The sequence below is a fragment of the Paraglaciecola marina genome (assembly GCF_004360155.1).
Lineage (GTDB): Bacteria > Pseudomonadota > Gammaproteobacteria > Enterobacterales > Alteromonadaceae > Paraglaciecola > Paraglaciecola marina.
The window spans coordinates 16,417-38,824 of the sequence record NZ_SAIS01000037.1 but is presented as its reverse complement, the minus strand read 5'-3'; the positions used below and the strand labels follow the sequence as shown (position 1 = coordinate 38,824).

At 39.7% G+C, this 22,408-nt stretch carries 19 protein-coding genes; 14 read left to right on the top strand and 5 right to left on the bottom strand.

Going from position 1 to position 22,408, the window contains the following annotated elements:
- From EOK74_RS19875 to EOK74_RS19845, 7 genes are all read left to right on the top strand, one after another.
- Nucleotides 1–345, top strand: a 345-nt coding sequence (locus EOK74_RS19875; protein ID WP_205964753.1) for a hypothetical protein, incomplete at its 5' end; no start/stop codon positions are given.
- Between the two features lie 737 nt (nucleotides 346–1,082).
- A complete protein-coding gene (locus EOK74_RS19870; protein ID WP_133471865.1) occupies nucleotides 1,083–1,418 on the top strand; it encodes a ribonuclease E inhibitor RraB in 336 nt (111 codons plus the stop codon).
- Between the two features lie 92 nt (nucleotides 1,419–1,510).
- Nucleotides 1,511–2,392, top strand: coding sequence for a leucine-rich repeat domain-containing protein (locus EOK74_RS19865; protein WP_133471864.1), 882 nt, complete (start codon nucleotides 1,511–1,513; stop codon nucleotides 2,390–2,392).
- Between the two features lie 295 nt (nucleotides 2,393–2,687).
- Nucleotides 2,688–3,095: a hypothetical protein gene (locus EOK74_RS19860; protein WP_133471863.1), complete on the top strand. Its 408-nt coding sequence runs from the start codon at nucleotides 2,688–2,690 to the stop codon at nucleotides 3,093–3,095.
- An 86-nt stretch (nucleotides 3,096–3,181) separates the two neighbouring features.
- Nucleotides 3,182–3,715, top strand: coding sequence for a hypothetical protein (locus EOK74_RS19855; RefSeq protein WP_133471862.1), 534 nt, complete (start codon nucleotides 3,182–3,184; stop codon nucleotides 3,713–3,715).
- 597 nt (nucleotides 3,716–4,312) lie between these two features.
- Nucleotides 4,313–4,744, top strand: a complete 432-nt coding sequence (locus EOK74_RS21145; protein ID WP_338047291.1) for a potassium channel family protein — start codon at nucleotides 4,313–4,315, stop codon at nucleotides 4,742–4,744.
- Nucleotides 4,745–4,799: 55 nt separating this feature from the next.
- Nucleotides 4,800–5,660 carry a hypothetical protein gene (locus EOK74_RS19845; RefSeq protein ID WP_133471861.1) on the top strand — a complete coding sequence of 287 codons (861 nt, stop codon included), beginning with the start codon at nucleotides 4,800–4,802 and terminating at the stop codon, nucleotides 5,658–5,660.
- Nucleotides 5,661–5,692: 32 nt separating this feature from the next.
- Here the strand turns inward: EOK74_RS19845 and EOK74_RS19840 are convergent, their stop codons facing one another.
- Both EOK74_RS19840 and EOK74_RS19835 read right to left on the bottom strand, forming a co-directional pair.
- The gene (locus tag EOK74_RS19840; protein ID WP_133471860.1) at nucleotides 5,693–5,944 is read right to left on the bottom strand and encodes a hypothetical protein; all 252 of its coding nucleotides are present in this window, start codon (nucleotides 5,942–5,944) and stop codon (nucleotides 5,693–5,695) included.
- 324 nt (nucleotides 5,945–6,268) lie between these two features.
- Complete coding sequence (locus EOK74_RS19835) at nucleotides 6,269–7,186, bottom strand: LysR substrate-binding domain-containing protein (RefSeq protein WP_239024190.1); 918 nt, start codon at nucleotides 7,184–7,186, stop codon at nucleotides 6,269–6,271.
- A gap of 92 nt (nucleotides 7,187–7,278) precedes the next feature.
- Between EOK74_RS19835 and EOK74_RS19830 the strand changes: the two genes are divergently transcribed.
- Both EOK74_RS19830 and EOK74_RS19825 read left to right on the top strand, forming a co-directional pair.
- Nucleotides 7,279–8,409: a TauD/TfdA family dioxygenase gene (locus EOK74_RS19830; RefSeq protein ID WP_133471859.1), complete on the top strand. Its 1,131-nt coding sequence runs from the start codon at nucleotides 7,279–7,281 to the stop codon at nucleotides 8,407–8,409.
- On the top strand, nucleotides 8,409–9,029 hold the full coding sequence (locus EOK74_RS19825) for an HD domain-containing protein (protein ID WP_133471858.1): 621 nt from the start codon (nucleotides 8,409–8,411) through the stop codon (nucleotides 9,027–9,029). The genes EOK74_RS19830 and EOK74_RS19825 overlap by 1 nt, the downstream gene beginning before the upstream one ends.
- A gap of 59 nt (nucleotides 9,030–9,088) precedes the next feature.
- On the opposite strand, the gene EOK74_RS19820 is transcribed toward EOK74_RS19825, so the two are convergent.
- From EOK74_RS19820 to EOK74_RS19810, 3 genes are all read right to left on the bottom strand, one after another.
- Nucleotides 9,089–9,985, bottom strand: coding sequence for a LysR substrate-binding domain-containing protein (locus EOK74_RS19820; protein ID WP_133471857.1), 897 nt, complete (start codon nucleotides 9,983–9,985; stop codon nucleotides 9,089–9,091).
- A gap of 245 nt (nucleotides 9,986–10,230) precedes the next feature.
- Complete coding sequence (locus EOK74_RS19815) at nucleotides 10,231–11,196, bottom strand: NAD(P)-dependent oxidoreductase (protein WP_133471856.1); 966 nt, start codon at nucleotides 11,194–11,196, stop codon at nucleotides 10,231–10,233.
- 360 nt (nucleotides 11,197–11,556) lie between these two features.
- The gene (locus EOK74_RS19810; RefSeq protein WP_133471855.1) at nucleotides 11,557–12,321 is read right to left on the bottom strand and encodes an IclR family transcriptional regulator; all 765 of its coding nucleotides are present in this window, start codon (nucleotides 12,319–12,321) and stop codon (nucleotides 11,557–11,559) included.
- Nucleotides 12,322–12,725: 404 nt separating this feature from the next.
- On the opposite strand from EOK74_RS19810, the gene aldA reads away from it, so the two are divergent.
- From aldA to EOK74_RS19785, 5 genes are all read left to right on the top strand, one after another.
- Nucleotides 12,726–14,150, top strand: a complete 1,425-nt coding sequence (gene aldA / locus EOK74_RS19805) for an aldehyde dehydrogenase (protein ID WP_133471854.1) — start codon at nucleotides 12,726–12,728, stop codon at nucleotides 14,148–14,150.
- 91 nt (nucleotides 14,151–14,241) lie between these two features.
- Nucleotides 14,242–15,465, top strand: coding sequence for a mandelate racemase/muconate lactonizing enzyme family protein (locus tag EOK74_RS19800; RefSeq protein WP_133471853.1), 1,224 nt, complete (start codon nucleotides 14,242–14,244; stop codon nucleotides 15,463–15,465).
- 17 nt (nucleotides 15,466–15,482) lie between these two features.
- Nucleotides 15,483–17,096: a GMC family oxidoreductase gene (locus tag EOK74_RS19795; RefSeq protein WP_133471852.1), complete on the top strand. Its 1,614-nt coding sequence runs from the start codon at nucleotides 15,483–15,485 to the stop codon at nucleotides 17,094–17,096.
- Between the two features lie 653 nt (nucleotides 17,097–17,749).
- Entirely contained in the window at nucleotides 17,750–20,254 is a 2,505-nt protein-coding gene (locus EOK74_RS19790; RefSeq protein ID WP_133471851.1) for a TonB-dependent receptor, read from the top strand.
- A gap of 118 nt (nucleotides 20,255–20,372) precedes the next feature.
- Nucleotides 20,373–22,370 (top strand): tetratricopeptide repeat-containing sulfotransferase family protein, encoded by a 1,998-nt coding sequence (locus EOK74_RS19785; RefSeq protein ID WP_133471850.1) that lies wholly within the window; start codon nucleotides 20,373–20,375, stop codon nucleotides 22,368–22,370.
- Nucleotides 22,371–22,408 lie beyond the last annotated feature (38 nt).

The window sequence follows — 22,408 nt, the reverse complement described above, 5'->3', positions numbered from 1 at the left end:
TCGCTGAACAACGCTCATAAAATCCCCTGCTTGGGGCGTTATATGGCACTGAAACAAGGAATAAACTTGAAAATTCAATTGACTGACAATGGCATTCAGTTTGGTGATTTTGTAAAACTATGTGCAATAGGAATGACCTGCAGTATTGGAATGCTATTCATTGTTGTAGCGATTTTGATGATACCAATCGCACTAATTTCTGGAGAATTACAAGGTTTATTGTCTTCCATAATAATGATTGTAATGGCACCAATTGTTTGCGCATTCAACGGTGCCTTCTTTGGAGCAATCATATTTTTGGGACTAAGAGTCTACAAAAAATTCAAACCATTGGAGTTTGTCTAGTGCCAAATAACAAAATAAATCAAAACGGAAAAAACTCGTCGGGCCATCGCTTCGCGATTATAGCCCAACCAGTTTTTCCGGTTATTTAAAGCGTTAGCTAGCCAAAGCTTATTGTCAGTTGTTTACCTAAAAGTGGTGTGCAAAGCGGTCAGCTTTTTGGCTCATCACCGTCGGTAAAAGTTGTTCACGTAAACTATAAAGTCTGGCAATATAAATCATCAATTACTGACAAGTAAAAAGCAGGGATATGCATCTACTCAATTCAAAAAAGGACATCACAGTTTGTTAGGTCATCAACCAATTCAAATAGCAGCACGCAATACGGCTGCTAACAAAAAGCTTAACCAGAAAACCACTCGCTGGCCTTCGGCCAAAACGCGTCGTGTTTTCTGCTTAGCTTAAGCGTTAGCATGCCAGAGCTTATTCTCAGTTGGTTACCTAAAAGCGGTGTGCAAAGCGGTTAGTTTTTTAGCGTATCACGGTCGGTAAAAGTAGTTCACGTAATCAATAAGTTCTGGCAATATAAATCATCAAACACTGACAAATTTAAGGCAAGGATATGCAGCTACTCAATTCAATAATGGAAGTCACAGTTTGTTAGTTCATCAATCAATATCAACAGCAGCACGCCATGCGGCTGCTAACAAAAAGCTTAATCAGAAAACCACTCGCTGGCCTTCGGCCAAAACGCGTCGTGTTTTCTGCTTAGCTTAAGCGTTATGAATACAGGGTAGAAAATGGAATATCCCGATGATGCCAATGGAGATGTCTTCAGAAGATTAGAAGAAGATAATTTCGATTTCTCTCTAGAATATCCGGTTGATTTTTTCGCGGTGTACGAAACGGAACGAGAAGCAGATATTGTAGCCAAGCAATTCGCTAGCGACTGGAAAGCAGGTCAAAAATTTAAAAATATCGAAATACGGCCAGGGGAAAATGGTGGAATGGAACTCGAGCTTGTTCCAATCATGCAGGTAACTTACGAAAATATTTCTAATTTCGAGGTAAAGTTAGCTGAACGCACAGCTAAAGTTAATGGTTACCTAGATGGTTGGGGAGTGCTGCATGGGTAATATTCATAACAAAAAGCTCAATCAGAAAAACACTCACTGGCTTCGCCAATGCGTTCGTGTTTTCTGTTTAGCTTAGACGTTAGGAATACTATTTGAATTCTTACGTAGATTTAGGCATTGAACAATTTCTGTCATGGGAACATCGTAAAGAATGCCCTAAAACTATTAATTTTCCCTCGGAATACGAAGGTCAATCTGACCTGCGGATTGCCTGTACTCAATTAAACTTATCTGCATCCAAGCAAAAGAAATTAGTAAACGAATGGGCTGCATTAATTCCAACACTAACTCATGTTGAGCATATCTGGTTTTATAGTCGAGTACCTCAAAGGCTACTTGATTCGGTTTCTAGGTTACCTAAATTAAGATCGCTATTTATTAAGTGGAGTGGAAATGGCATTACTGATTTGGTGAAAGTTGGAGATCTAAAATCACTCGAACGACTATATATTGGTAGTTGTACACAGTTAGAAACTTTAGAAAGCTTGAAGAAACTAAAAAACTTAAAGTGGTTAGAGTTGCATGAACTTAAAAAAATCAATGATATCTCAGCAATCAAAAACGTCAATAATCTAGTAGGCTTAACATTCACTGGTGGAATGTTTGGTAAACAATATTTAAAAAGCATTGAAGCTATTTCTCATTTAACGAATCTTGAGTTCCTTGATCTACATAGACTCAAAGTTGAAAGTGAGGATGTCTCTGCGATTTCTAAATTAAAAAAGCTAAAATATTTGGATCTTCCAATTTATTATCCTTTATCTGAGTTCGCTCGGATTTATGCTGCTTTACCAAATTGTGATCACGATATTTACGCTTTCCGTAAAACAAATGAAATTTGCGTAAAGTGCATGAAAGGAGAAATGGTGCTACCAATGGCTAAGAACAAAAGGCAGATTTGCACAGTTTGTAGTGAGTTAAAAGTTAAGAAACTAGAAGATGAATTTTTAGGGTTAGTGGCGTCGTATTCCTAACAAGTCAATTCAGCTGGACAAAAACAGTTGGTTTTGCTCCTGCATCGCTAATTATAACCAACTATTTTTGGCTCCTGATTGAGGCGTTAGGGTATTTAGATAAGCATGGAGCTCATGGATTCTAAAGAGATAGACTTTAGTAAAAAGTTAGAAATAACGATTAAAATAAGAAACCGGCAAACCTAACGGACTTGACTGTTTCCTTACTTGATTTAAGCTCACAATTTCAGAGCTTTGTTGAACGTGAAGCTACAGGCGAATCAAAGCTTAGCATTATGAATATTAAGGATAGTTTGTGTTTAAAAGTCTAATTTTAGTGATGTTTATAGCTCTCCTTGTAGGTTGTGCATCAACAACTAGTACTCCATTGTCAGCAGACTCTTTTATTATGACCTCAAAAGATCCCTCATATGGGTACAATGAACAAAACCCAGTTGAGCTAGGTGGTTTTCTTTTTGGTTCGAAATATGAAGGAGCTCATGTTGAATACTTTCAAAACCTTTTAGGACCTAATGGAGAACAAGTTCACGTTAAAAGGTTAGGCAGTTGCTGCGCATTTGAAGATCCTTCAATGCCCTTTGGCGGTGGTTTATTAGACAAGTACGAGCTTACATATAAAGGTATTTCTAAGCCTATCATTATATATGTAAACTTGTATAAATTCGTAAGACCAATGGCTCCGCAAGGCTTTGCTCTACAGTAAAATATTCATAACAAATGCATCATGGTGGGAGGCGTTATGTTTTTTTCGCTGATCACTAGGTTTTTTTAGAAAAGGATTTGAAACACATGAAGTTTATCAAGTTTACAACGCTTATCTTGGTTGTTGCTATTATCGTAGCAATACTGTCTTACCAAAAAGTTATCTCTAAAATATTGCTACCACAGTATATTGACTGGGCGTATGAAACTGATAGACAAGGTTTGGAGTCTGGCACACCTTTAAATGCACAAGAATTGTTTTTAGCAAACGATATAGGAATTCAAAACCCAGAGAAAGTAAGGATTGCGTATGTGGATGAGGTTCCGTTTCCATACGAAAATTTTGCCCTGAAAATACTAGGTGAAGCACTCGGATTCATTGGTGAAGGTATCATCAACAACGCCCAAGTGTTCGGTTACTCAATTTATGTTCGTAATGGTTATGAACTGAATAGGCCAAAGCTTGCTCATGAATTGGTACATGTACTTCAAATTGAACGAACTAGTCTCGACCACGTAATCACTCAGCACTTTTCGGATTTAGCAGAATATGGATACGACAAAGCACCTTTAGAGGTCGAAGCGTTTAAAGCGAATAATGAATATGCTAGTGACTGGTAACCACGGGCGGTAGTAGAAAAACATAACAATCACACTAAACCGCTAGCAGGCTAACTGGGACAGTAACACCTAGACTCAGTCGCTTCGCTCCAATTTTAGCCTACCTGTTGTTGCTCGCTAATTGTGTGTAGTGAGCAACAAATTCAAAGCTGAAGAGGTCATTCATCTTGCAACCACCTAAGCAGAATCTTATGGCTGGTGTGTAAAGATTGAACAGATAGGAGTTACGCTATTACCTGACGAATAGTGCGAACCACTAAACTTTTTCTTTCAGGGTCAAGATTACGTTTCTGTTTTAGCTATGCAACATAACCAAAAGAGCAATTCAGGTGCATTACTGGCAATGTTTGCTGGTGGTATGTGTATTTTAATTAGACTTAAATTAGGCAAAAACAAACAAGTACTGCCAAAAAATTAATAATCTTTTAAACTCTGTCTTTATAGGTTTTAAAGCCGGCCATAGTAGAGCGTTATTTATGCTTCAATAAACTAAGGGGGGGTGATATTTTGCATCATCATTTACAAATTTTCGCAAATTACACAGTCTTAAATGCTTGGGTGATTTGTAAGTCGCATAATGGACGAGGATAACAACATTTGGACTTGGTTTTAGTTTTTATCATAAATGGCTTACTCGTTGCGGCAGCAGTCGTAGTTCATTATTGGTGTCTCTTTAAAATATTCAAATCACTACCACTGTTTGATATTCCCCATAGCTTGAAGATTGTATTGGGTGTTTTCGGAGCCCTGATTGCTCATATTATTGAAATATGGATTTTTGCATTTGCATACTATCTTATGGTGCACGGAATGAGTTGGGGTAGCCTTGAAGGGAATTTCAATGGCAGCCTAATGGACTGTGCCTATTTTTCATTTACAGTGTATACAACAGTAGGCTTTGGTGACATCGAGCCCTTAGGTTATGTTAGGTATCTTACAGGAATAGAGTCTTTGACTGGCTTAGTTCTTATTACCTGGACCGCTTCGTTCCTTTATCTAGAAATGCAGAAGAATTGGGAAAAATTCTAGCATTGTCTATTACAACAGTATCATGCATTAAAGTAATACCCTGGGTGTTTAATTTTTGAAATGCTTATATTTTTTACTATTGATTGCTTACGTACCAGTGTGTGCGTCTAAAGCTCCACCTTTGGTAGGTAACCCTTCATTATCGTTAATTGTTTATGAAGCCAAAACAGAATCAAATTCCAGTGCAGGGAGCAGTGGTAGCTCAAGCTCAAAAAGCGCCATTGTAGAGCGTTATATTGGGGAAAAAGATGGTGTTCTAGAGCTCGAATATTCTTTTCCAGGTGCTAATATCTCTGAAAACGATGCTTGGAAGTTTCCAGCGCGCGTTCTTAACAAGCCCGGGTCGTCAATCAAGCTATTAAATCAATCTGAAATTAAGGTGCGTCTAGAAAGTTATCTAGAGAAATATCCTAAAATCCGAAAGCAATGTGGCGGTGTAGTATTCACATGGACTGCGTTTCCAATTCACTGTGATGTAAACCATGTTATTGATGTAATAGAGAGATACAACCTTCGTTTAGGTGCATTGTCTGAAGGTAAGCTTTATAAAGAGTCTGACGCTATTATGTCAGCTCCATTGAGGGCCATATCTACTTACAGCAGTACTTTAATATATGAGGTCGAATTGATACTAGAGCCTGATATTCTTATTTCTACCTATAAGAAAGACATGGAACAAGTTGCTGCAATTACAGGGGGGAATGTACGATCAATAATTAGCTCCTCGTTAAGATTAATTGGAGAAGGCAAGCCAGAGTTCTCTGGAAAACGGCTAGTAACTATAGAGATGGCTTCTAATGGGCAAGTCGCAAAATTAAAACGGGAAACAATTACAGTTATAAAAGGGGGCGATTCTTATCAAGAAACACGTAAAGTGATTGAAACTCTGGAAAGAAGGCCATTTGATACTTATTAATCCTAAATAATTAGCATTTTATACATTAACTTTTACTTAATTAGCTTTCCAAAGCACCAACCTATAATTGATAGCATGACTATTGGGATCACCAGCCAAAAAAGAATGGGGGTAAGTATCACGAGAACAAGCGCCAACACACCTGATAGGACTATCCCAATAATTGGCAAAACAATGAATAATAAAACAGCAACGACAATAGCCACAACTGCTATAGAAAATACTATTAAGGCGGCAATGGTGAAGGGGTTTTCTATTTTTGTTTCATTGACTTTAAATTCCATGTTTACCTACCCCTTGAAGCGCCTGTTAGATAATAAAAGTGTTGTCTGATTAATTTATTCAGTTGTTAATAACTAGCCCAATAGCTTGTCCTAGTTGAATACCTGAATATAAAATGATGGTACCCACTAGAAAGGCACCTAATATTATAAGACCTGATCTTTCTTTGGATGTAAGGCTTTTCCACCATGATTTAACATTAGCCTCCATGTATATTTCCTTAAGCTTGTATCTAACAACTTAGCCTTGCCGCATATATTTAGCTATTTATTACATAGAGGTAGCCTAATTACAATCAAGTGACTAAGGTTAGCTCACCATAGTAATTATTTTAAAGGTTGCTTTGCTTCATTGATAAACCATTTAATTACATTACCAATGGCATAGGTTGAACGGTAGTTTGAACAGATTTGATAGCCCCTATTAGCGGCTTTTAAGCGCGGGCCTAGTTCAATAAGTTTACCTTCAGCAACAAATGGATTGGTTAGTCCTTCCCAACCTAAACATATCCCGTGACCATTTATTGCCGCCTCTACTACAAGTGGATAATTGTTATAGCGAAAAGAAACTGGTGAGTCTGATGGGGTTATCCCTAAAACCTGGGCCCATCTTTGCCAATTCAACCATCGTAAGTCATCTACGTCTTTATGAAGTAAAGGCAAGTTTCGTAAATCGCTGAGAGACTGCCCCTTCTTTAAGCCATATTTTTTTGCAAATTCTGGTGAACAAACCGGAAATGCCACCTCGGGAATAATTAGCTCTTCAAATTGATAGCGCCCCACATGAGTTGAAAAGTGAAATAAGATATCTGCATGGGAGGTGACGAGATCGTTTAAGCTATTAGTTGGGAGGATTTCAAACAGATAATCGGGAAATGCTTGTTGTAAACGTTGTAATCTTGGCATTATCCAGTGAAATGAAAAACCAAAGTAGGCACCAATAGATATTTTGGTTTTGGTTTCTGTAAGGTTGCTTTTGGCATTTTCTGTGGCTCGGAGGATTGATAACAATGGCCCCTGCAAATCACTATAAAAATTCTGACCTGCGGGTGTGGTTGATAAAGGTTTTTTACTACGATTAATTAGTACTCCGCCTAGTAAATCTTCTAGGGCTCTGATCCTTTGAGATATTAAGGGTTGGGTAATACCAAGCTCTTCTGCCGCAAGAGTCATGGAACTATTACGAATGGTTGCTTCAAAGGCTATCAAACCATTCAAGCTGGGGAATTCTGCTTCTTTAATCATTAGTAATTTGCATGTTATCTATTAGGCTTTGGCACTGTAATATAAAGTTTGATTACTTGATACTCCCTCCATCAATTTTGGAGAGTTTTTTAATGCAGTCTGTCGAATATAATATTAATGAAGAGCTTGTTTGTGTTACCGCTTTGGTGAATGGCAAGAACTACCCCCTTCCTGCGTTGTGGCTTAGAGAGCGCTGCCAAGATGCACTAAATTTAGATGAGGTAACCAAACAGAGGTTGTTTGACCCTCATCAATTAGATGTTGAGCTGTCATTGTTAAAAGTTGAAAAGAAAAGCGCCACTAGCGCTGTACTTACTTTTAGCGATGGCTACTCTGGAGAGTATGATTTAAATGAGTTTAACGCTGACTTTGATATTTGGGATGGTGCACCAGCTGATATCGCTTGGAAAAGCGATGTTGATAAATCTTTATTTCATATTGATTTAGAAGCATTAAGTACTGAAGAAGGGTTAATGAAAGGCATAGAAACCTTTTTAACCTATGGCGTCTTGATTGTTAATAACGTGCCTACAAAATCTGACTCGGTATTAAACGTGGCTGAGTTGTTTGGCCATGTTCGAGACACCAATTTTGGTAAGTATTTTGAAGTGTTTACCCGCCCTAACTCTACAGATTTAGCGTATCGCTCGGTGCCTCTCGGGCCTCATACCGATAACCCTTACCGAAACCCTATGCCTGGTATTCAGCTGTTGCATTGTTTAGAAAATCAAACTACCGATGGCCTTTCAACCTTAGTGGATAGTCTGTCCGTGCTTGAGCAACTCAACAAAGAAGATCCACTGGGTTACAAATTGTTGAGTGAGGTACCTGTTCGTTATCGTTATTTAGATAAAGACGTAGAGCTGATTGAACGCCGTACTATGATTGAGTCAGATTCTAATGGCCGTGTGACAGGTATCGCATATAGTCCTCGTTTGGACTATTTACCACTACTCGAACCAGCAGACATGATAATATTTCACCGTGCTCGTAAGCGTTTAGGCCAGCTATTATGTGCTCCTGAATATGAATGGCGCTTTAGGCTTGAGCCGGGGCAATTGCAGATGTTTCATAATACTCGTGTATTGCATGGTCGTACTGGTTTTGATCCAAATGAAGGGCAACGTCATCTGCAGGGGGCGTATATAGATTTTGATGCACCTAATGGCCGTTATAAAGCGCTTAAAAGAAAATACCGCATGTTAGAAAAAGAGGCAAACTAATGGAAATCGTTCAATTTCGCCAAATGAAAGATGGCACTAAAGAAGAATATTTGTTTCTAACTGAACACGAAAACGAATACGCAAAAGGTTTGCCTGATAGGCTTTTAAAAGCCTTAGAAAACTTAGAAAATACCTTATCTGGATATCAAGTATCTCGACTAGAGCATTCACTACAATCAGCTACACGTGCTGAAGCAGATGGTGCCGACGAAGAAATGATAGTCGCAGCGTTAATTCACGATTTGGGAGATGATTTAGCCCCCCATAATCACTCTCAATATGCTGCTGCTATTTTGCGTCCTTATGTTCGTCCAGAAGTAACTTGGATTATCAATCAACATGGGTTGTTTCAAAATGTTTATTACGCCCATCATTTAGGTGGCGATCCAGACGAGCGTGAATACCTAAAGGACCATCCTTGGTATCAAGCTTGTGTGGATTTTTGTGAAAAGTGGGATCAATCGTCTTTCGACCCTGATTACCCAACTAAACCTTTGTCTTATTTTGAACCTATGCTGCGTAAAATATTTACTCGTACCGCATTTGATCCTAAATATGTAGGTGATCAAACTATGGGTAGAAGTGCAGTAGATATAGCTGGATCGGGTGCAGAAGCTTAGTAATTGATTTACGGAAGGTAATTTTAGGTATTTACCTTCCCGTTTACTTAAAGTACAAGTTACATGCCTGCGGTGATGGTAAGTAACCAGCTCACTAAACTTTTTATGTCTTCTCTTTCTTTATTTTCTTTACGGCAGATAATGCCCCAACTTCCAGAAAATACAGTTTCATGACTGCAGGGTTTCACTAATCGACCCGATGCAAGGTCATCAGCCACGAATGGACCATTGACTAGCGCCACGCCCTCATTATTAATTGCCATTTCTAAGGCCACGGCTTTGGTGTCTACTACCATGTGTGGGGTAATAATACCTGCATCGACATCGGCGCTAGCAAACCATTTTTTCCAATAGTCGAACTCTGCTTCAACAGATAATAATGGTAACTTAACTAAATCTGCCGGAGTGACTTCGCCTTTGAAGGATTTTAATAATTCAGGGCTACACACAGGGTATACTCGAGATTCGAAAAGCGGTACCCAATGATATTTATCAGAAGGGAGTGTATCGCAGTAGATGATCCCCACGTCGGCTGACTCTTCGTCAAACTCCCACTTTGAAGCGTAAGTGGCAAGTTGCACATTAATTGACGGGTTTTCGGCGTGAAATATAGGCAATAGTCGCGCTAACCATCGAATAGACAGAGTCACGTAAGTTTGAATACGCAGTGAGGTATGTTCGTTATTTCGCCTTACTTCAGCCACTCCAAGTGCTAACTGCTCCAAAGCTTCAAGCACATAAGGGTAGAAGATTTTTCCTTCTTCACTGAGTACTACGTTTCTGCCATCGCGATTAAATAACTTAACCCCTAAATGTTCTTCTAAGTTTTTAATTTGATGACTTATTGCCGGGTGGGTTAGATTTAACTCTTCGGCCGCAGCTCTATGACTTAGCTTGCGCGCTGCAGATTCAAACCCACATATAGTAGTAAGTGGCGGTAGTAACCGGCGTTCCATTGTTGTCTCTTTTTCTGTTTAAGGCCCGCGCCCATAATTATCAAAAAACAGTTAAAAATCCAGTCAATAACGTATGTATCTAAATATTAAATTGCAGATTAAATTTATTGATGTGATTTTAATCAGAGTTTGGCATGAGGCTGGGTGCAACTTATATAAAAACTCTACTCAAACCACCGAATTAGGCTGGTAGCTTGAGCAGAAGGTAAGCCTTACAGTAGGCCAACTTTAATTATAATAAATAGTTAGTAATCACTACGTAAAGGGACAACCACTTCGTAGCCTTTTTCTTCTGGTTCGTCATCAACCATTTCTGGTGGAAAGCCTTTTCCTAATACTTCAACACCACAGGCATCTTCCATGCGGCGAATAATATTTGGTGATAATTCACGAGGCCCATAACGTTTCTCGCCATCTTTAAAGATATCAACCATTAAAGGCGCAAGTTCTAAAGGGATGTTGGCACGTTTGGCTACTTCGTCGAACAAACCTACGTCTTTTAAAACTAGGTCCATAGTAAAGCCAATATCACGGCTACCATTTAGAATTACTTGAGATTCAGTTTCGTGTACAAAGGAGTTGCCCGAGGAAGCTTTGATTGCTTCGTATGCTACGTTCATGTCCATGCCCATGACTTTAGAAACTGTTAAGGCTTCAGCTAATGCTGCAAGATGAACAGTACATAAATAGTTAGTCACAACTTTTAATGTAGATGCAGAGCCTAAGGCTCCAGTATGTAAAACACGGCGACCCATAATAGTTAAAATAGGTAAGACTTTATCGAAGGCTTCACGCTCACAGCCTGCAAAAATAGAGATGTTGCCCGTGTCAGCTCTATGGCAACCACCAGACACTGGGCAATCTACAGGCAATGCGCCCTTCTCAGAAACTAGTGCCCCAATACGGCGTACTTCTGCTTCATCTGTGGTGCTCATTTCAAGCCAAATTTTGCCTTCTGAAAGACCAGCAAGAATTCCGTCGTCCGCTTCCATTACATGTGAACAAACAGCAGGCGAAGGTAAGCATGTGAATATCACATCACACTGCTCAGCAATTTCTTTAGGAGAATTGGCTGTTTTAGCCCCGCGGGATACAAAGTCAGCAACAAACTCTTCATTGAGATCTCTGACGGTAAGGTCACAGCCATTGCGAAGTAAACTACCTGCTAGTTTGCCGCCTACATTACCTAGTCCGATGAATCCTATTTTCATAACTTTACCTTTTGTACATTTGAACCACTTAACATCAATTTCAGTGAGTTCAGGAAGTGAATGTTAACCATCTATGCGCTTTTCAAAACATAGATTGCATATGTATTAGTGTTGCCTAATTGTTATGTGAGCATCAGACATTTAATCGGCTTAATACCTGATACGCTCATATACTGAAGCCGTGTTCAGCTGACTACTGGCTGACATGACACGCTATTAGCCTCTCTAAATTAGAGTGCATTAGCTGCAGTAAGGCGGATAGTTATATAAAAATGACTTTCTTAAAAATGATATATTTTAGAATTATGGTTAGAAATTCTAACCAATTAGAATTTCTATAATATGGCTCATTGCGGTGAGTTAAATAATATGCGCAGATAATTGGCGGGCGGCTTGTACTAGGTTTTTTGAATAATGCCGTGCACTTTGTTTACTTAGAAATTCTCCATTAATTACCGCACTTATGGCTGCAATAGGTTCATTACGTAGATTAAGAACCGGAGCGGCAATGCTGCTAAAGTGATTACCATTTTCCTTTTGTGTGACTGCATACCCTAAACGTTTTGCTCTGGACAAGTCGTCATTAATTTCATCAAGGCTGTAGGTAATATTAGGATCACTTTTTTCTTCAGCTTTGATGTAGTCGGTTTTAAATTCATCTGACAGCATAGACAAAATGGCGATGCCCGACGCTGAGCAATGCAAAGGCATAGTTTGCCCTAATTGAAAGGTTAAAAGGCCAGCCACAGAAAATTCTACTTTAGCTACAGCTACCACCTTATTGCCCACAGGCGCATATAAAAATATAGATTTGTGGATCTCATTTTTAAGAATTTCAGCCACTGGATAAAAGAAAGGAATGATGCTTTGTTTGTTATAAATAGTAGATGCGATTTGAAAAATCTTTGAGCCGATGCAGTACGCTTTTTTGCGGTTAGGATCGAGCGCCACCATTTGATGCTCAAGTAAAGCATTGATAATTCTGTGCCCACTTGCTGGTGGGAGGCCAATTTGTGAACAAATTTCTGACAAAGTTAGCGGATAATTTGATCTGGCTATCAAATTTAACATCAAAACTGAGGCATCAACTGCCGGAGCTTTGGATTTTGTTCTTACAGACTCCATATATGACCAATATTATTCTATATATAAAAAAGTTAGTTTACGGTATCTGGGCCATCAAGGCTAGAGAGCAAACAATACGTAAACATCTTAATTTTATTCTCAATTTTTGATTGGTTTTGTCATCTCCATTGAGCAGATATCAATGTGATTTTTAGATTTTTATGACACATTATTTAGATGTGTTTTCGCCCTACAATAAACGTGGTATTTCCAGAATTAAGCCTGAATTTAAAGGCTTTTCCCATCAGCAAGCTAAACAATTGCACTCATTAATGGTGAAAATAACTGCCTTTTTCTGTCTTAATGATTTCATATATGGAATTTATATTTTAAATATAATAAAGATTTGACTTGGTTTTTTAGCCGAGTCTACAATAAGTTAACTATGACCCAAGGTCCGCATAATGAGAATTGAAAAAAACTTTATCAATAATGAATTTGTAGGTTCATCACAGAATTCATTAATAGACGTATATGACCCCGCAACTGAAGAGCTAATTGCTCAGGTGCCAGCGGCAAGTGCAGAAGAAGCTACTTACGCGATTGACTGTGCAACTCAGGCTCAAAAAGAGTGGCGTAAACTCACTAGTATTGAACGTGGTGTGTATTTACAGAAGTTAGCAGATGCCTTACTAGAGCATAAGCATGAGATTGGTGACGCATTAGCTGAAGAATCAGGTAAGAGTTTAGACGACGCCACCAATGAGGCGGTGTACGCTTCTGAAATTACGCGTTATCACGCAGAATGGGCCCGCCGTATCGAAGGCGAGATTATCCCTAGTGATACGCCTAACGAAAACCTGTTATTACAACGTGAGCCTATTGGTGTTGTGGTTGCTTTGGTGCCCTTTAATTTCCCTGTATACACCTTGTTACGTAAACTTGCTCCGGCCTTGATTACTGGTAATACCATGGTAATCCGCCCCAGTAATAATACCCCTTGTTCTGCTTTTGCTATTGCCAAAGCCATAAAAGCAGCAGGCATTCCTAAAGGGGTAGTAAACGTAGTCGCTATGACTCACCCCACTGCTGAACTTATTTGTACACACCCTAAGGTGGGCATGATTACCTTAACGGGAAGTGTAGGCGCAGGTCGTAAAGTATTAGAATATTCACAGGTTAATATCGCCAAGTCTTCATTAGAATTAGGTGGAAAAACACCGGCCATAGTTGAGCCCGACGCTGATCTAGAAAAAGCGGCACAAGAGATAATCGGCTCTAAAACTAGCAACTGTGGGCAACTTTGTACTGCCGTTGAGCGAGTATATGTGCATGAAGATGTTTACGATACTTTTGTTGCACTACTCAACAAAAATATGAAAAACAAGCCTTATGGCAACCGTACTCAAAACCCAGATTTTATGGGGCCATTAGTGAATGAAAATGCCCGCTTGAATATACATCAAATGGTGGAACGAGCCATTGACGATGGCGCTACGCTAGAGCTAGGTGGGTTTATTCCAGAAGAGAAAGGCTTCTTCTACCCTGCGACTTTACTGACTAATTGTCGTCAAGATATGGAAATTGTCCAAGAAGAAATTTTTGGCCCAGTTTTACCTGTTCTTAAGTATAAAGAAATTGATGAAGCCCTAGCGCTCGCTAATGATCATCAGTTTGGTTTGGCCTCTGTTATCTATACTGAAAATTACCGAACAGCCATGAAAGTGGCTAACGAAATGGAAGCCGGTGAAGTGTATATCAACCGTACTCCTTCTGATCCATATCAAGGCTACCACGCTGGTTGGAAACGTTCTGGTTTAGGTGGTGATGATGGTAAGCATGGCATGCTTGAATACACGCAAACTCGATTAGTAGTGCTTAAATACTAGTAGTTAACTGAGAATTAATTGAGCACCCAATATTGGCTGCTATAAAAAATTTTAAGGCCAGTATTTGAGCCTTGGTTAGAAAGGGTAATCCATGAAAGTTGTTTCTTGTGAATCGTATGTTGTCGCCACGCCTCCCCCCCATGTTGGAGGTATGTACTGGATTTTTGTATCCATAAAAACCGATTGCGGTATTGAAGGGATTGGTGAAGTTTACGCTGCAACATTTCATCCTGATGTGATGACACATGCTATTGAAGATGTGTTTGACAGATACTTGAAAGGATATGATCCACATCATGTTGAGCGATTTTTTAGAGCAACCTATTCCAGCGGATTTACGCAACGCCCAGACTTAAGCATGATGGGTATTGTCAGTGGTTTAGAGATGGCCTGTTGGGACATTATTGGTAAAGCTGCTAACAAGCCGGTTTATGAATTGATAGGCGGCAAGGTTCACGACAAATTGCGTACTTACACTTATTTGTATCCAGAGAACAGTGCCGGCGATTACGATTACGATAACTTAGAACTGGCAGTTGAGTGCGCCCAGAAAAATATGGAACAAGGTTTTACGGCGTTAAAATTTGACCCTGTTGGCCCCTATGGAAATTACTGTGGTCATCAACTATCACTTGAAGCAATGGATAAAGCCGCCACTTTTTGTCAGCGTATTCGCGAAACTGTAGGTAATAAGTGCGACCTGCTCATGGGAACCCATGGGCAAATGACTCCAGCAGGGGCCATTCGCCTAGCAAAACGCTTAGAACCCTTTGACCCTTTATGGTTTGAAGAACCCGTACCTCCTGGGCAAGCCAAAGCTATGGCAGAAGTGGCAGCGAATACCAGTATTCCCGTTGCTACTGGTGAGCGTTTGACTACAAAATATGAGTTTTTCGATATACTAGCAAATGGCTCTGCGGCTATTTTACAAATGAACTTAGGACGAGTGGGTGGCATTTTAGAAGCTAAAAAAATTGCCAGTATTGCAGAAGTTCACTACGCCCAAATAGCCCCGCACTTATATAACGGCCCAGTTGGTGCAGCTGCAAGTGTGCAACTGGCTACAGCTACCCCTAACTTCTTGATCCAAGAAAGTATTATGACCTGGGATGGCTTTCATGCTGACGTACTACAAGAAAAAATTGAATGGAAAGACGGATATATCACCCCATCTACTAAACCTGGTTTAGGCATTGAATTGAATATGGACGTGGTGAAAAAACACTCACCATACAAAGGTAAAGCCCTGCATCTATCTATGGATGCTAAGCCCTACGATTATAAAGAACAGTCTAATCAAGACTGGAAAAGATAGGTAAGGGCTCAGCTAGGATGGAATACGATTTTATAATAGTGGGGGCTGGCTCCGCTGGCTGTATCTTGGCCGACAGATTAAGTGCGTCTGGTGAGCATTCAGTATTGTTACTCGAAGCGGGCGGTGAAAACCGTTATCCATGGATTAAGCTCCCAGTTGGATTTGCTAAAACGTATTACCATCCAAAGTACAATTACATGTATTACACCGAAGCAGAGCCTAATATGTCGGGCCGTAAAATGTATGCGCCTCGGGGTAAAGGCCAAGGTGGCTCTGGTGCTATAAATGCCATGATTTACGTTCGGGGGCAGGCGTCAGATTTTAATGCTTGGGCGGCAGCGGGTAATCAAGGTTGGTCTTATAATGACGTGTTGCCTTACTTTAAAAAACTAGAGCAACACCCCTTAGGAAATACTCCTCAGCATTCTGCCGATGGTAAAATTGGTATTACCCAAATGAAAAGCGGCGCTCATCCATTTTGTGACCATTACCTCAAAGGAGCTGAGCAACTTGGTTTTAAACGCAATGATGATTTTAATGGTGCTGAGTTTGAAGGCGTAGGTATTTACGAAGCCAATATTCACAAAGGCTTTCGACACTCCAGTAATTCTGCTTACCTTAAGCCAGCACTTGAGCGAGATAATTTAACGATTTCCCGCCACACGGTTGCAGAAAAAATCTTATTTGATGCAAACAAGCGCGCTTATGGCGTCGAAGTCCGTGTTGCCGGTGAGCCGCAAACTTTTAAAGCTAAAAAAGAGCTAATTTTAGCAGCAGGCGCTGTTGATTCACCTAAACTGTTGCAACTTTCTGGGGTGGCAGATACTGAGCTACTTGCAAAGCATGATATACCCGTAGTGGCGCATTCACCTGCAGTGGGTCAAAATTTACAAGATCATCTGTGTGTGAGTTATTTTTATAAAGCCAATCAGAAAACCCTTAATGATGACTTAGGCTCTATATTTGGTCAGGCTAAAGCTGCATTAAAATATGTGTTTACCCGTAAAGGCCCGTTAGGTATTAGCGTTAATCAAGGCGGGGGATTTGTTAAGGGCCACGAAACCGAAGCCTTGCCGAATATCCAGTTATATTTTAACCCCATGTCTTACAAAATCCCTACGGACCCCAACGCTAAATTGGCACCTGATCCTTATTCTGGATTTTTAGTCGCTTTTAATTCATGTCGTCCCAGTAGTAAGGGCACAGTTGAAATTAGCTCTGCCAACGCTGCCGATAAGCCTTTCATTCGGCCTAATTATTTGTCTACTGAAAAAGACGTCAATGAGGTACTTCAGGGCAGTAAAATGGTCCGTCGTTTAATGCAAGCTCCTGCATTAAAAGCAGTAACGGCTGAAGAAATAACACCTGGCAAAGCAGTGGATGATGAAGCCAGTATGTTGCAATATTTTCGAGATGAAGGCGGCTCTATTTATCACTTATGTGGTAGTTGTGCTATGGGCCCTGACCAGCAAACTGCCGTAGTAGATGAGCGTTTAAACGTTCATGGTGTAAAGGGCCTACGTGTTGTTGATGCATCAATTTTTCCCAATATTACATCAGGTAATATTAACGCCCCGGTAATGATGGTTGCTGAAAAAGCGGCTGATCTAATTCTTGAAGATCACCCATAACTTATAAATTGTGACTGGTGTTTTAAACAACACCAAACTTGAGAAACGTAATATTCAGGAATAAAAATTCTCGATGGCTTTTCTGCTTGTTTGAATAATGAAAATAGTGTGTTTCTTGCGTCATCTTTACACAGTAAACATATAGCTATCTGAATGAGTTCGTCTCTTAAAATGTGCAACTTAGTCGTTACCATGAAGCTAAATATTATTTAGCTAACAAATGAAAAATATTTACGAATAGTCAAATAATACTCAATTGTGCGTTAACTAGACTTCACCTTATGATTGGTGAACAAATAAACGAAATTTACCCGAGGTTTAATGGGCTATGTCCAAACTAACGTTTAATTCAGCTCCTACTGCTTCGCCGTATCACGGCTGGATGTATGGTGTAAAAAATCGAGCGTTTATTTCCCACTTTTTGTGTAAACAAGCGGCTTCAAATAAGAGCACTACCCAAGAAATTTGCTTGGGTTGATTGGTATCTGCCAATTGATGTCGAAAGTCGTGATGCTTGGGTAAATCGAAAGGCACAAAATATTAGAAATTAAGAATGAGTTAAGACACAGAGTTCAATGCAAAGGAGCCGTTTATAAAAAGAAAATAACAAACCACTTACGTGTATAAAATTATAATAAAATTTGGAGACATATATGAAACTATTGAAAAAGACGAAAATCAGCTGTGCGGTATGTATTGCAATGGCAGCAGCTGTAGAGGCGCCTTTAGCGTTAGCACAAGTAGAAGCAACTGAACAAACCGAACCAGAAGCACAATCGAAAAGTCGCATCGAGCAAATCGAAGTCACTGCTTCAAGACGAGTACAGAACATTCAAACGGTACCGATTTCCGTGTCGGCACTAAGTGCAAAAGCATTAGAAGAAAACAATATCTCCAAGTTTGAAGATTATATTGAAATGATACCGAGTGCCAGTGCAGGCGGTCGAGGACCAGGTCAATCAGATGTGTACATTCGTGGTCTTGCTTTAGGCCATAACGGTATTACAGGTACTGAATTTACACCTGCTCCAACCGTTGGTTTGTATTTAGATGAACAGCCAGTCAGTGCTACTGGTCGTAACTTAGATGTATACGTGACAGATGTTGAGCGCTTAGAAGTGTTAGCTGGCCCTCAAGGTACTTTATTCGGTGCGAGTGCTCAGGCCGGTGCGATACGTATCATTACCAATAAACCAGACGCAAGTGGATTTTCTGCAGGTTTTGAAGTTGATTATGGACAAACCAAAGGGGGTGATGACAGTACCTCGTTAGAAGGTTTTGTGAACATTCCTATTATTGAAGAAGAGCTAGCTGTACGTATCACTGCTTACAATGATAAGCAGGGTGGTTACATTGATAACGTATACGATACCTTTACCTTAGATCCAACAATTAACGAAAACGCTAATCCAGATTTTTTTAATAATGGTGACGTGACACAGGGTATAGAAGACCAGTGGCTTGATGCTACTTTTACAGAGATCGACAATGAAGAATACGTCGAAAAAGATTTTAACGATAGTGAATATCTGGGTGTTCGCCTTGGGGTTAAATGGGACCCTAGTGAAGATTTTAGTGTCTTAATTCAGCACACTCACCAAGATTTAGACGTGGATGGCGTATTTGATTACGACCCAACTTTGGGCGACCTAAAAGTGTCTCGTTTCGCTGATGATGTACTTGAAGACTCTTTTGATTTAACGTCTTGGTCACTAGAAGCACGGTTAGAATTTTTAGATATAGTTTACACGGGTGGTTACTTAGACCGTGATATATATCAAGTGGTTGATTACATTGGTTACAATAACAGTGGTGCGTTTGCTTCTGATTATTACACTTGTACTTATTACACTGCAGTTAGAGAGTGTTTAGATCCTAGCAAGCGCTTTGTTGGTGAAGTAACAAACGAACGTTTAACCCATGAATTACGCTTTAGTACTCCTTATGATAAACCTGTTAGAGCGGTAGTTGGCTTGTTCTATGATGACCAAACCATTACCCATGACGGTGAATATGATTACGCAGCGGCTCCTGATTTAGGATTTTTCCAAAATAGACCTATCGTTGGTTCAACTGCTAATGACCCAGATTTTAGAGAGCCAGGTGTAACCTTTATCAATGATTTAACCCGTGATGAAAAACAAAAGGCCATCTTTGGTGAATTAGCTTGGGACATTACTGATAAGTTAACCGCTACATTTGGAGCTCGTTACTATGAGCTGGAGGCTACATTCTTAGGTTCTTCAAGTTTTGCAAATACAAGCACTTGGGGCGCAACAGAAGACTACACAGATTATGGCCGTAACTACGACACTAGTTTGGCTGATATCTCTCCTCTTAAACAAGATGGAACCATCACTAAGCTGACCTTGGGTTATCAACACGATAAGAACACCTTGATTTACGCTACTATGTCAGAAGGCTATCGTGCTGGCGGTTTCAACAGATTATCTGGTGATGCGATCAACTCAAACAACCTACCTGAGTTTGAAGACTTTTCTGTACCGGCTACCTACGAGAGTGATGAGGTAACCAACTTTGAACTTGGTTGGAAAACCAGACTGCTTGACGGAGACCTAACCTTCAACGGTGCGGTTTATAAAATATTCTGGGATAACATCCAAGTTGCCATCTTAGATACGGTTAACATTTTACAGCTGACATTTACTGATAACGTGGCTGATGCCGAAATTTTGGGTATTGAAATGGATGTTGCTTGGAGTGCTACAGATAACCTGACGTTATTTGCAGCGGTTTCTAATAACCACTCAGAGGTAACTAAACTAGTCAGTGGCCTTGATTTTACCTTCGCACCTGAAGGTAGCCAATTAGCGCTATCACCAGAGCTTAACTACAGTATACGAGGTCGATACGACTGGACAGTGGATAGTGTCGATGCTTACGGGCAAGTGACTATGCAATATACTGATGATAGCTATAGCTCTATGTATACAGCAACACGTGAAAAACAAGATAATTACACGCTAGTTAACGCTTCACTTGGTGCTCAATTTGATGAGTGGGGAGTTGAGCTTTATATTGACAACTTAACTGATGAATTGGCAGAAAAATACATTAACACCATAGATGACATTAGACGTATAACGACTAACCGTCCTCGTACCATTGGTTTACGTGTAAATTACAAGTATTACTAATATTTATTAGTTACTTATAGTTATCAAAAAAGCGACTTAATTTAAGTCGCTTTTTTGGTAAGTCTGAGAACTTGAGGTAGTCTAGAGCCATTATTAGGATTGAATTGGAGTATGTTAAATGGGCGATTCTGACCCTACTAAAAATAAAGAATTACAGCCAAATATTGATAAAGCAAAACAACTATTACAAAAAAAACAATACGCTGCAGCAATAGACGTCACCACTCAAATACTTACTGAATACCCAGACCAAATTGATGCTTTGTACATTGCAGCTGTTTGTCACCGTTATCAAAACAATAGCGAATCAGCATTAGCCATCTTAAATCAGCTTAAAAGTTATTATGTCAATTATGCGCGAGCGTACCAAGAAGAAGGCCATAATTATCGTTTTACCGATGGCTCAGCAGCGATAAAAGCCTATGAACAAGCGGTGTTATTGAATCCTGCACTTTTAGCAAGCTGGAAGAACCTCTCAGAATTATACAAGGTAAAAAACGATACATGGGCTGCTAATCAGGCAACTCAGCAATTTCAATATTGGGCAAAAATGCCCAGAGAATTAGTCAGTGTGAGTAGTTTAATTAACGAAAACAAAATACTAAAAGCCGAAGATATTTGCCGATACTTTTTGAGACAACAGCCAAAACATGTAGAAGCCATGCGATTGTTAGCAAGCATAGGTGTGCACCATAAAGTCTTAGATGATGCCGAGTTTTTATTAGAAAGTTGCCTAGCCTTTGAGCCAGAATTTCATCAAGCACGTTTTGATTATGTGAACGTGTTGCACCGAAGGCAAAAATACCAAAAAGCCTTAGAGCAAGCGCAAATTTTACGTCATAAATCCCCTGAAAACATTCGCTATCAAATGGCTTTTGCTAATGAAAATCAAGCGGTAGGCGAGTTTGAAAAAGCGATTCAGATTTACGCCAATTTATTGAAAAAAATCCCTGAAGATTCAGGTGTACATATAATGCAAGGCCATGCTTACAAAACCTTAGGTAATACTAAAAAAGCCATAGAGGCCTATCAAAAAGCTAGTGCCTGCAAAGACAATTATGGTGATGCATTTTGGAGTTTAGCCAACCTAAAAACTTATAGTTTTAGTGCTGCAGAAATTACCAGAATGCAAGATCTTGAAAAAGCACCAACTACAGCTTTTGAAGATAAGTATCACTTGTGTTTTGCCTTAGGTAAAGCCTTTGAAGATAAGGGTAATTATGAGCAATCCTTTGAGTATTATGAACGAGGTAATGCCCTTAAAAAGCAACAGTTAGGTTATACCTCTGAACGCATCGAAGCCGAATGCAAAGCTCAAAAAGACGTGTGTTCCCCCTCTTTATTTGCTCAAAATAGTGGGGCAAATAAAGAGCAAGAGTCTACTACCCCTATTTTTATTGTTGGCTTGCCTAGGGCTGGGTCGACCTTGTTAGAGCAAATATTGTCTTCTCATTCTATGGTTGACGGCACTATGGAGCTGCCTAACATCATGTCTCTATCACATCGTTTAAATGGCAGAGGTGGCCCAAATAGCCCAAGGCGATATCCAAAAATTCTGACAGAATTGACAGCTGAACAGTTACAAAAATTCGGAAAGGATTACATTGAAGATACCAAAATATACCGACAGGGCGCGCCGTTTTTCATCGATAAAATGCCAAACAACTTTAGACACTTAGGTTTGATTAACCTTATTTTACCTAACGCAAAAATAATAGATGCACGCCGAGATCCTATGTCTTGTTGTTTTAGTGTGTTTAAACAATTATTTGCTGAAGGCCAAGAGTTTAGTTACAGCCTAGAAGACGCCGCTAAGTATTATAAAGATTATCTAGATTTGATGGATCACTGGAACATGGTGTTGCCTAATAAAATTCTGCATATGCAATATGAAAACGTAGTGAATGATCTGGAGACTCAAGTACATCGTATTTTGGATTTTTGTGGTTTGCCATTTGAAGCGCAATGTTTGAATTTTCACGAAACAAAACGCTCAGTGCGCACCGCTAGCTCAGAACAAGTTAGGCAACCTATCTTTAAAAGTGGCATGGAGCAATGGAAAAACTTTGAAACCCAGCTTCAACCATTAAAAGCCTTAGTCGCAGATATGGGTTAAATAAGGTTTTGCAAAATAGCTTCACGGCTACTTAGTTT

What these genes read in the sequence shown, in the direction of transcription:
- EOK74_RS19785 (WP_133471850.1), top strand. Translation starts at nt 20,373, where the DNA reads ATGGGCGATTCTGACCCTACTAAAAATAAAGAATTACAGCCAAATATT.
- EOK74_RS19840 (WP_133471860.1), bottom strand. Translation starts at nt 5,944, where the DNA reads ATGGAATTTAAAGTCAATGAAACAAAAATAGAAAACCCCTTCACCATT.
- EOK74_RS19830 (WP_133471859.1), top strand. Translation starts at nt 7,279, where the DNA reads ATGCAGTCTGTCGAATATAATATTAATGAAGAGCTTGTTTGTGTTACC.
- EOK74_RS19815 (WP_133471856.1), bottom strand. Translation starts at nt 11,196, where the DNA reads ATGAAAATAGGATTCATCGGACTAGGTAATGTAGGCGGCAAACTAGCA.
- EOK74_RS19795 (WP_133471852.1), top strand. Translation starts at nt 15,483, where the DNA reads ATGGAATACGATTTTATAATAGTGGGGGCTGGCTCCGCTGGCTGTATC.
- EOK74_RS19870 (WP_133471865.1), top strand. Translation starts at nt 1,083, where the DNA reads ATGGAATATCCCGATGATGCCAATGGAGATGTCTTCAGAAGATTAGAA.
- aldA (WP_133471854.1), top strand. Translation starts at nt 12,726, where the DNA reads ATGAGAATTGAAAAAAACTTTATCAATAATGAATTTGTAGGTTCATCA.
- EOK74_RS19800 (WP_133471853.1), top strand. Translation starts at nt 14,242, where the DNA reads ATGAAAGTTGTTTCTTGTGAATCGTATGTTGTCGCCACGCCTCCCCCC.
- EOK74_RS19835 (WP_239024190.1), bottom strand. Translation starts at nt 7,186, where the DNA reads ATGATTAAAGAAGCAGAATTCCCCAGCTTGAATGGTTTGATAGCCTTT.
- EOK74_RS19810 (WP_133471855.1), bottom strand. Translation starts at nt 12,321, where the DNA reads ATGGAGTCTGTAAGAACAAAATCCAAAGCTCCGGCAGTTGATGCCTCA.
- EOK74_RS19825 (WP_133471858.1), top strand. Translation starts at nt 8,409, where the DNA reads ATGGAAATCGTTCAATTTCGCCAAATGAAAGATGGCACTAAAGAAGAA.
- EOK74_RS19790 (WP_133471851.1), top strand. Translation starts at nt 17,750, where the DNA reads ATGAAACTATTGAAAAAGACGAAAATCAGCTGTGCGGTATGTATTGCA.
- EOK74_RS19855 (WP_133471862.1), top strand. Translation starts at nt 3,182, where the DNA reads ATGAAGTTTATCAAGTTTACAACGCTTATCTTGGTTGTTGCTATTATC.
- EOK74_RS19820 (WP_133471857.1), bottom strand. Translation starts at nt 9,985, where the DNA reads ATGGAACGCCGGTTACTACCGCCACTTACTACTATATGTGGGTTTGAA.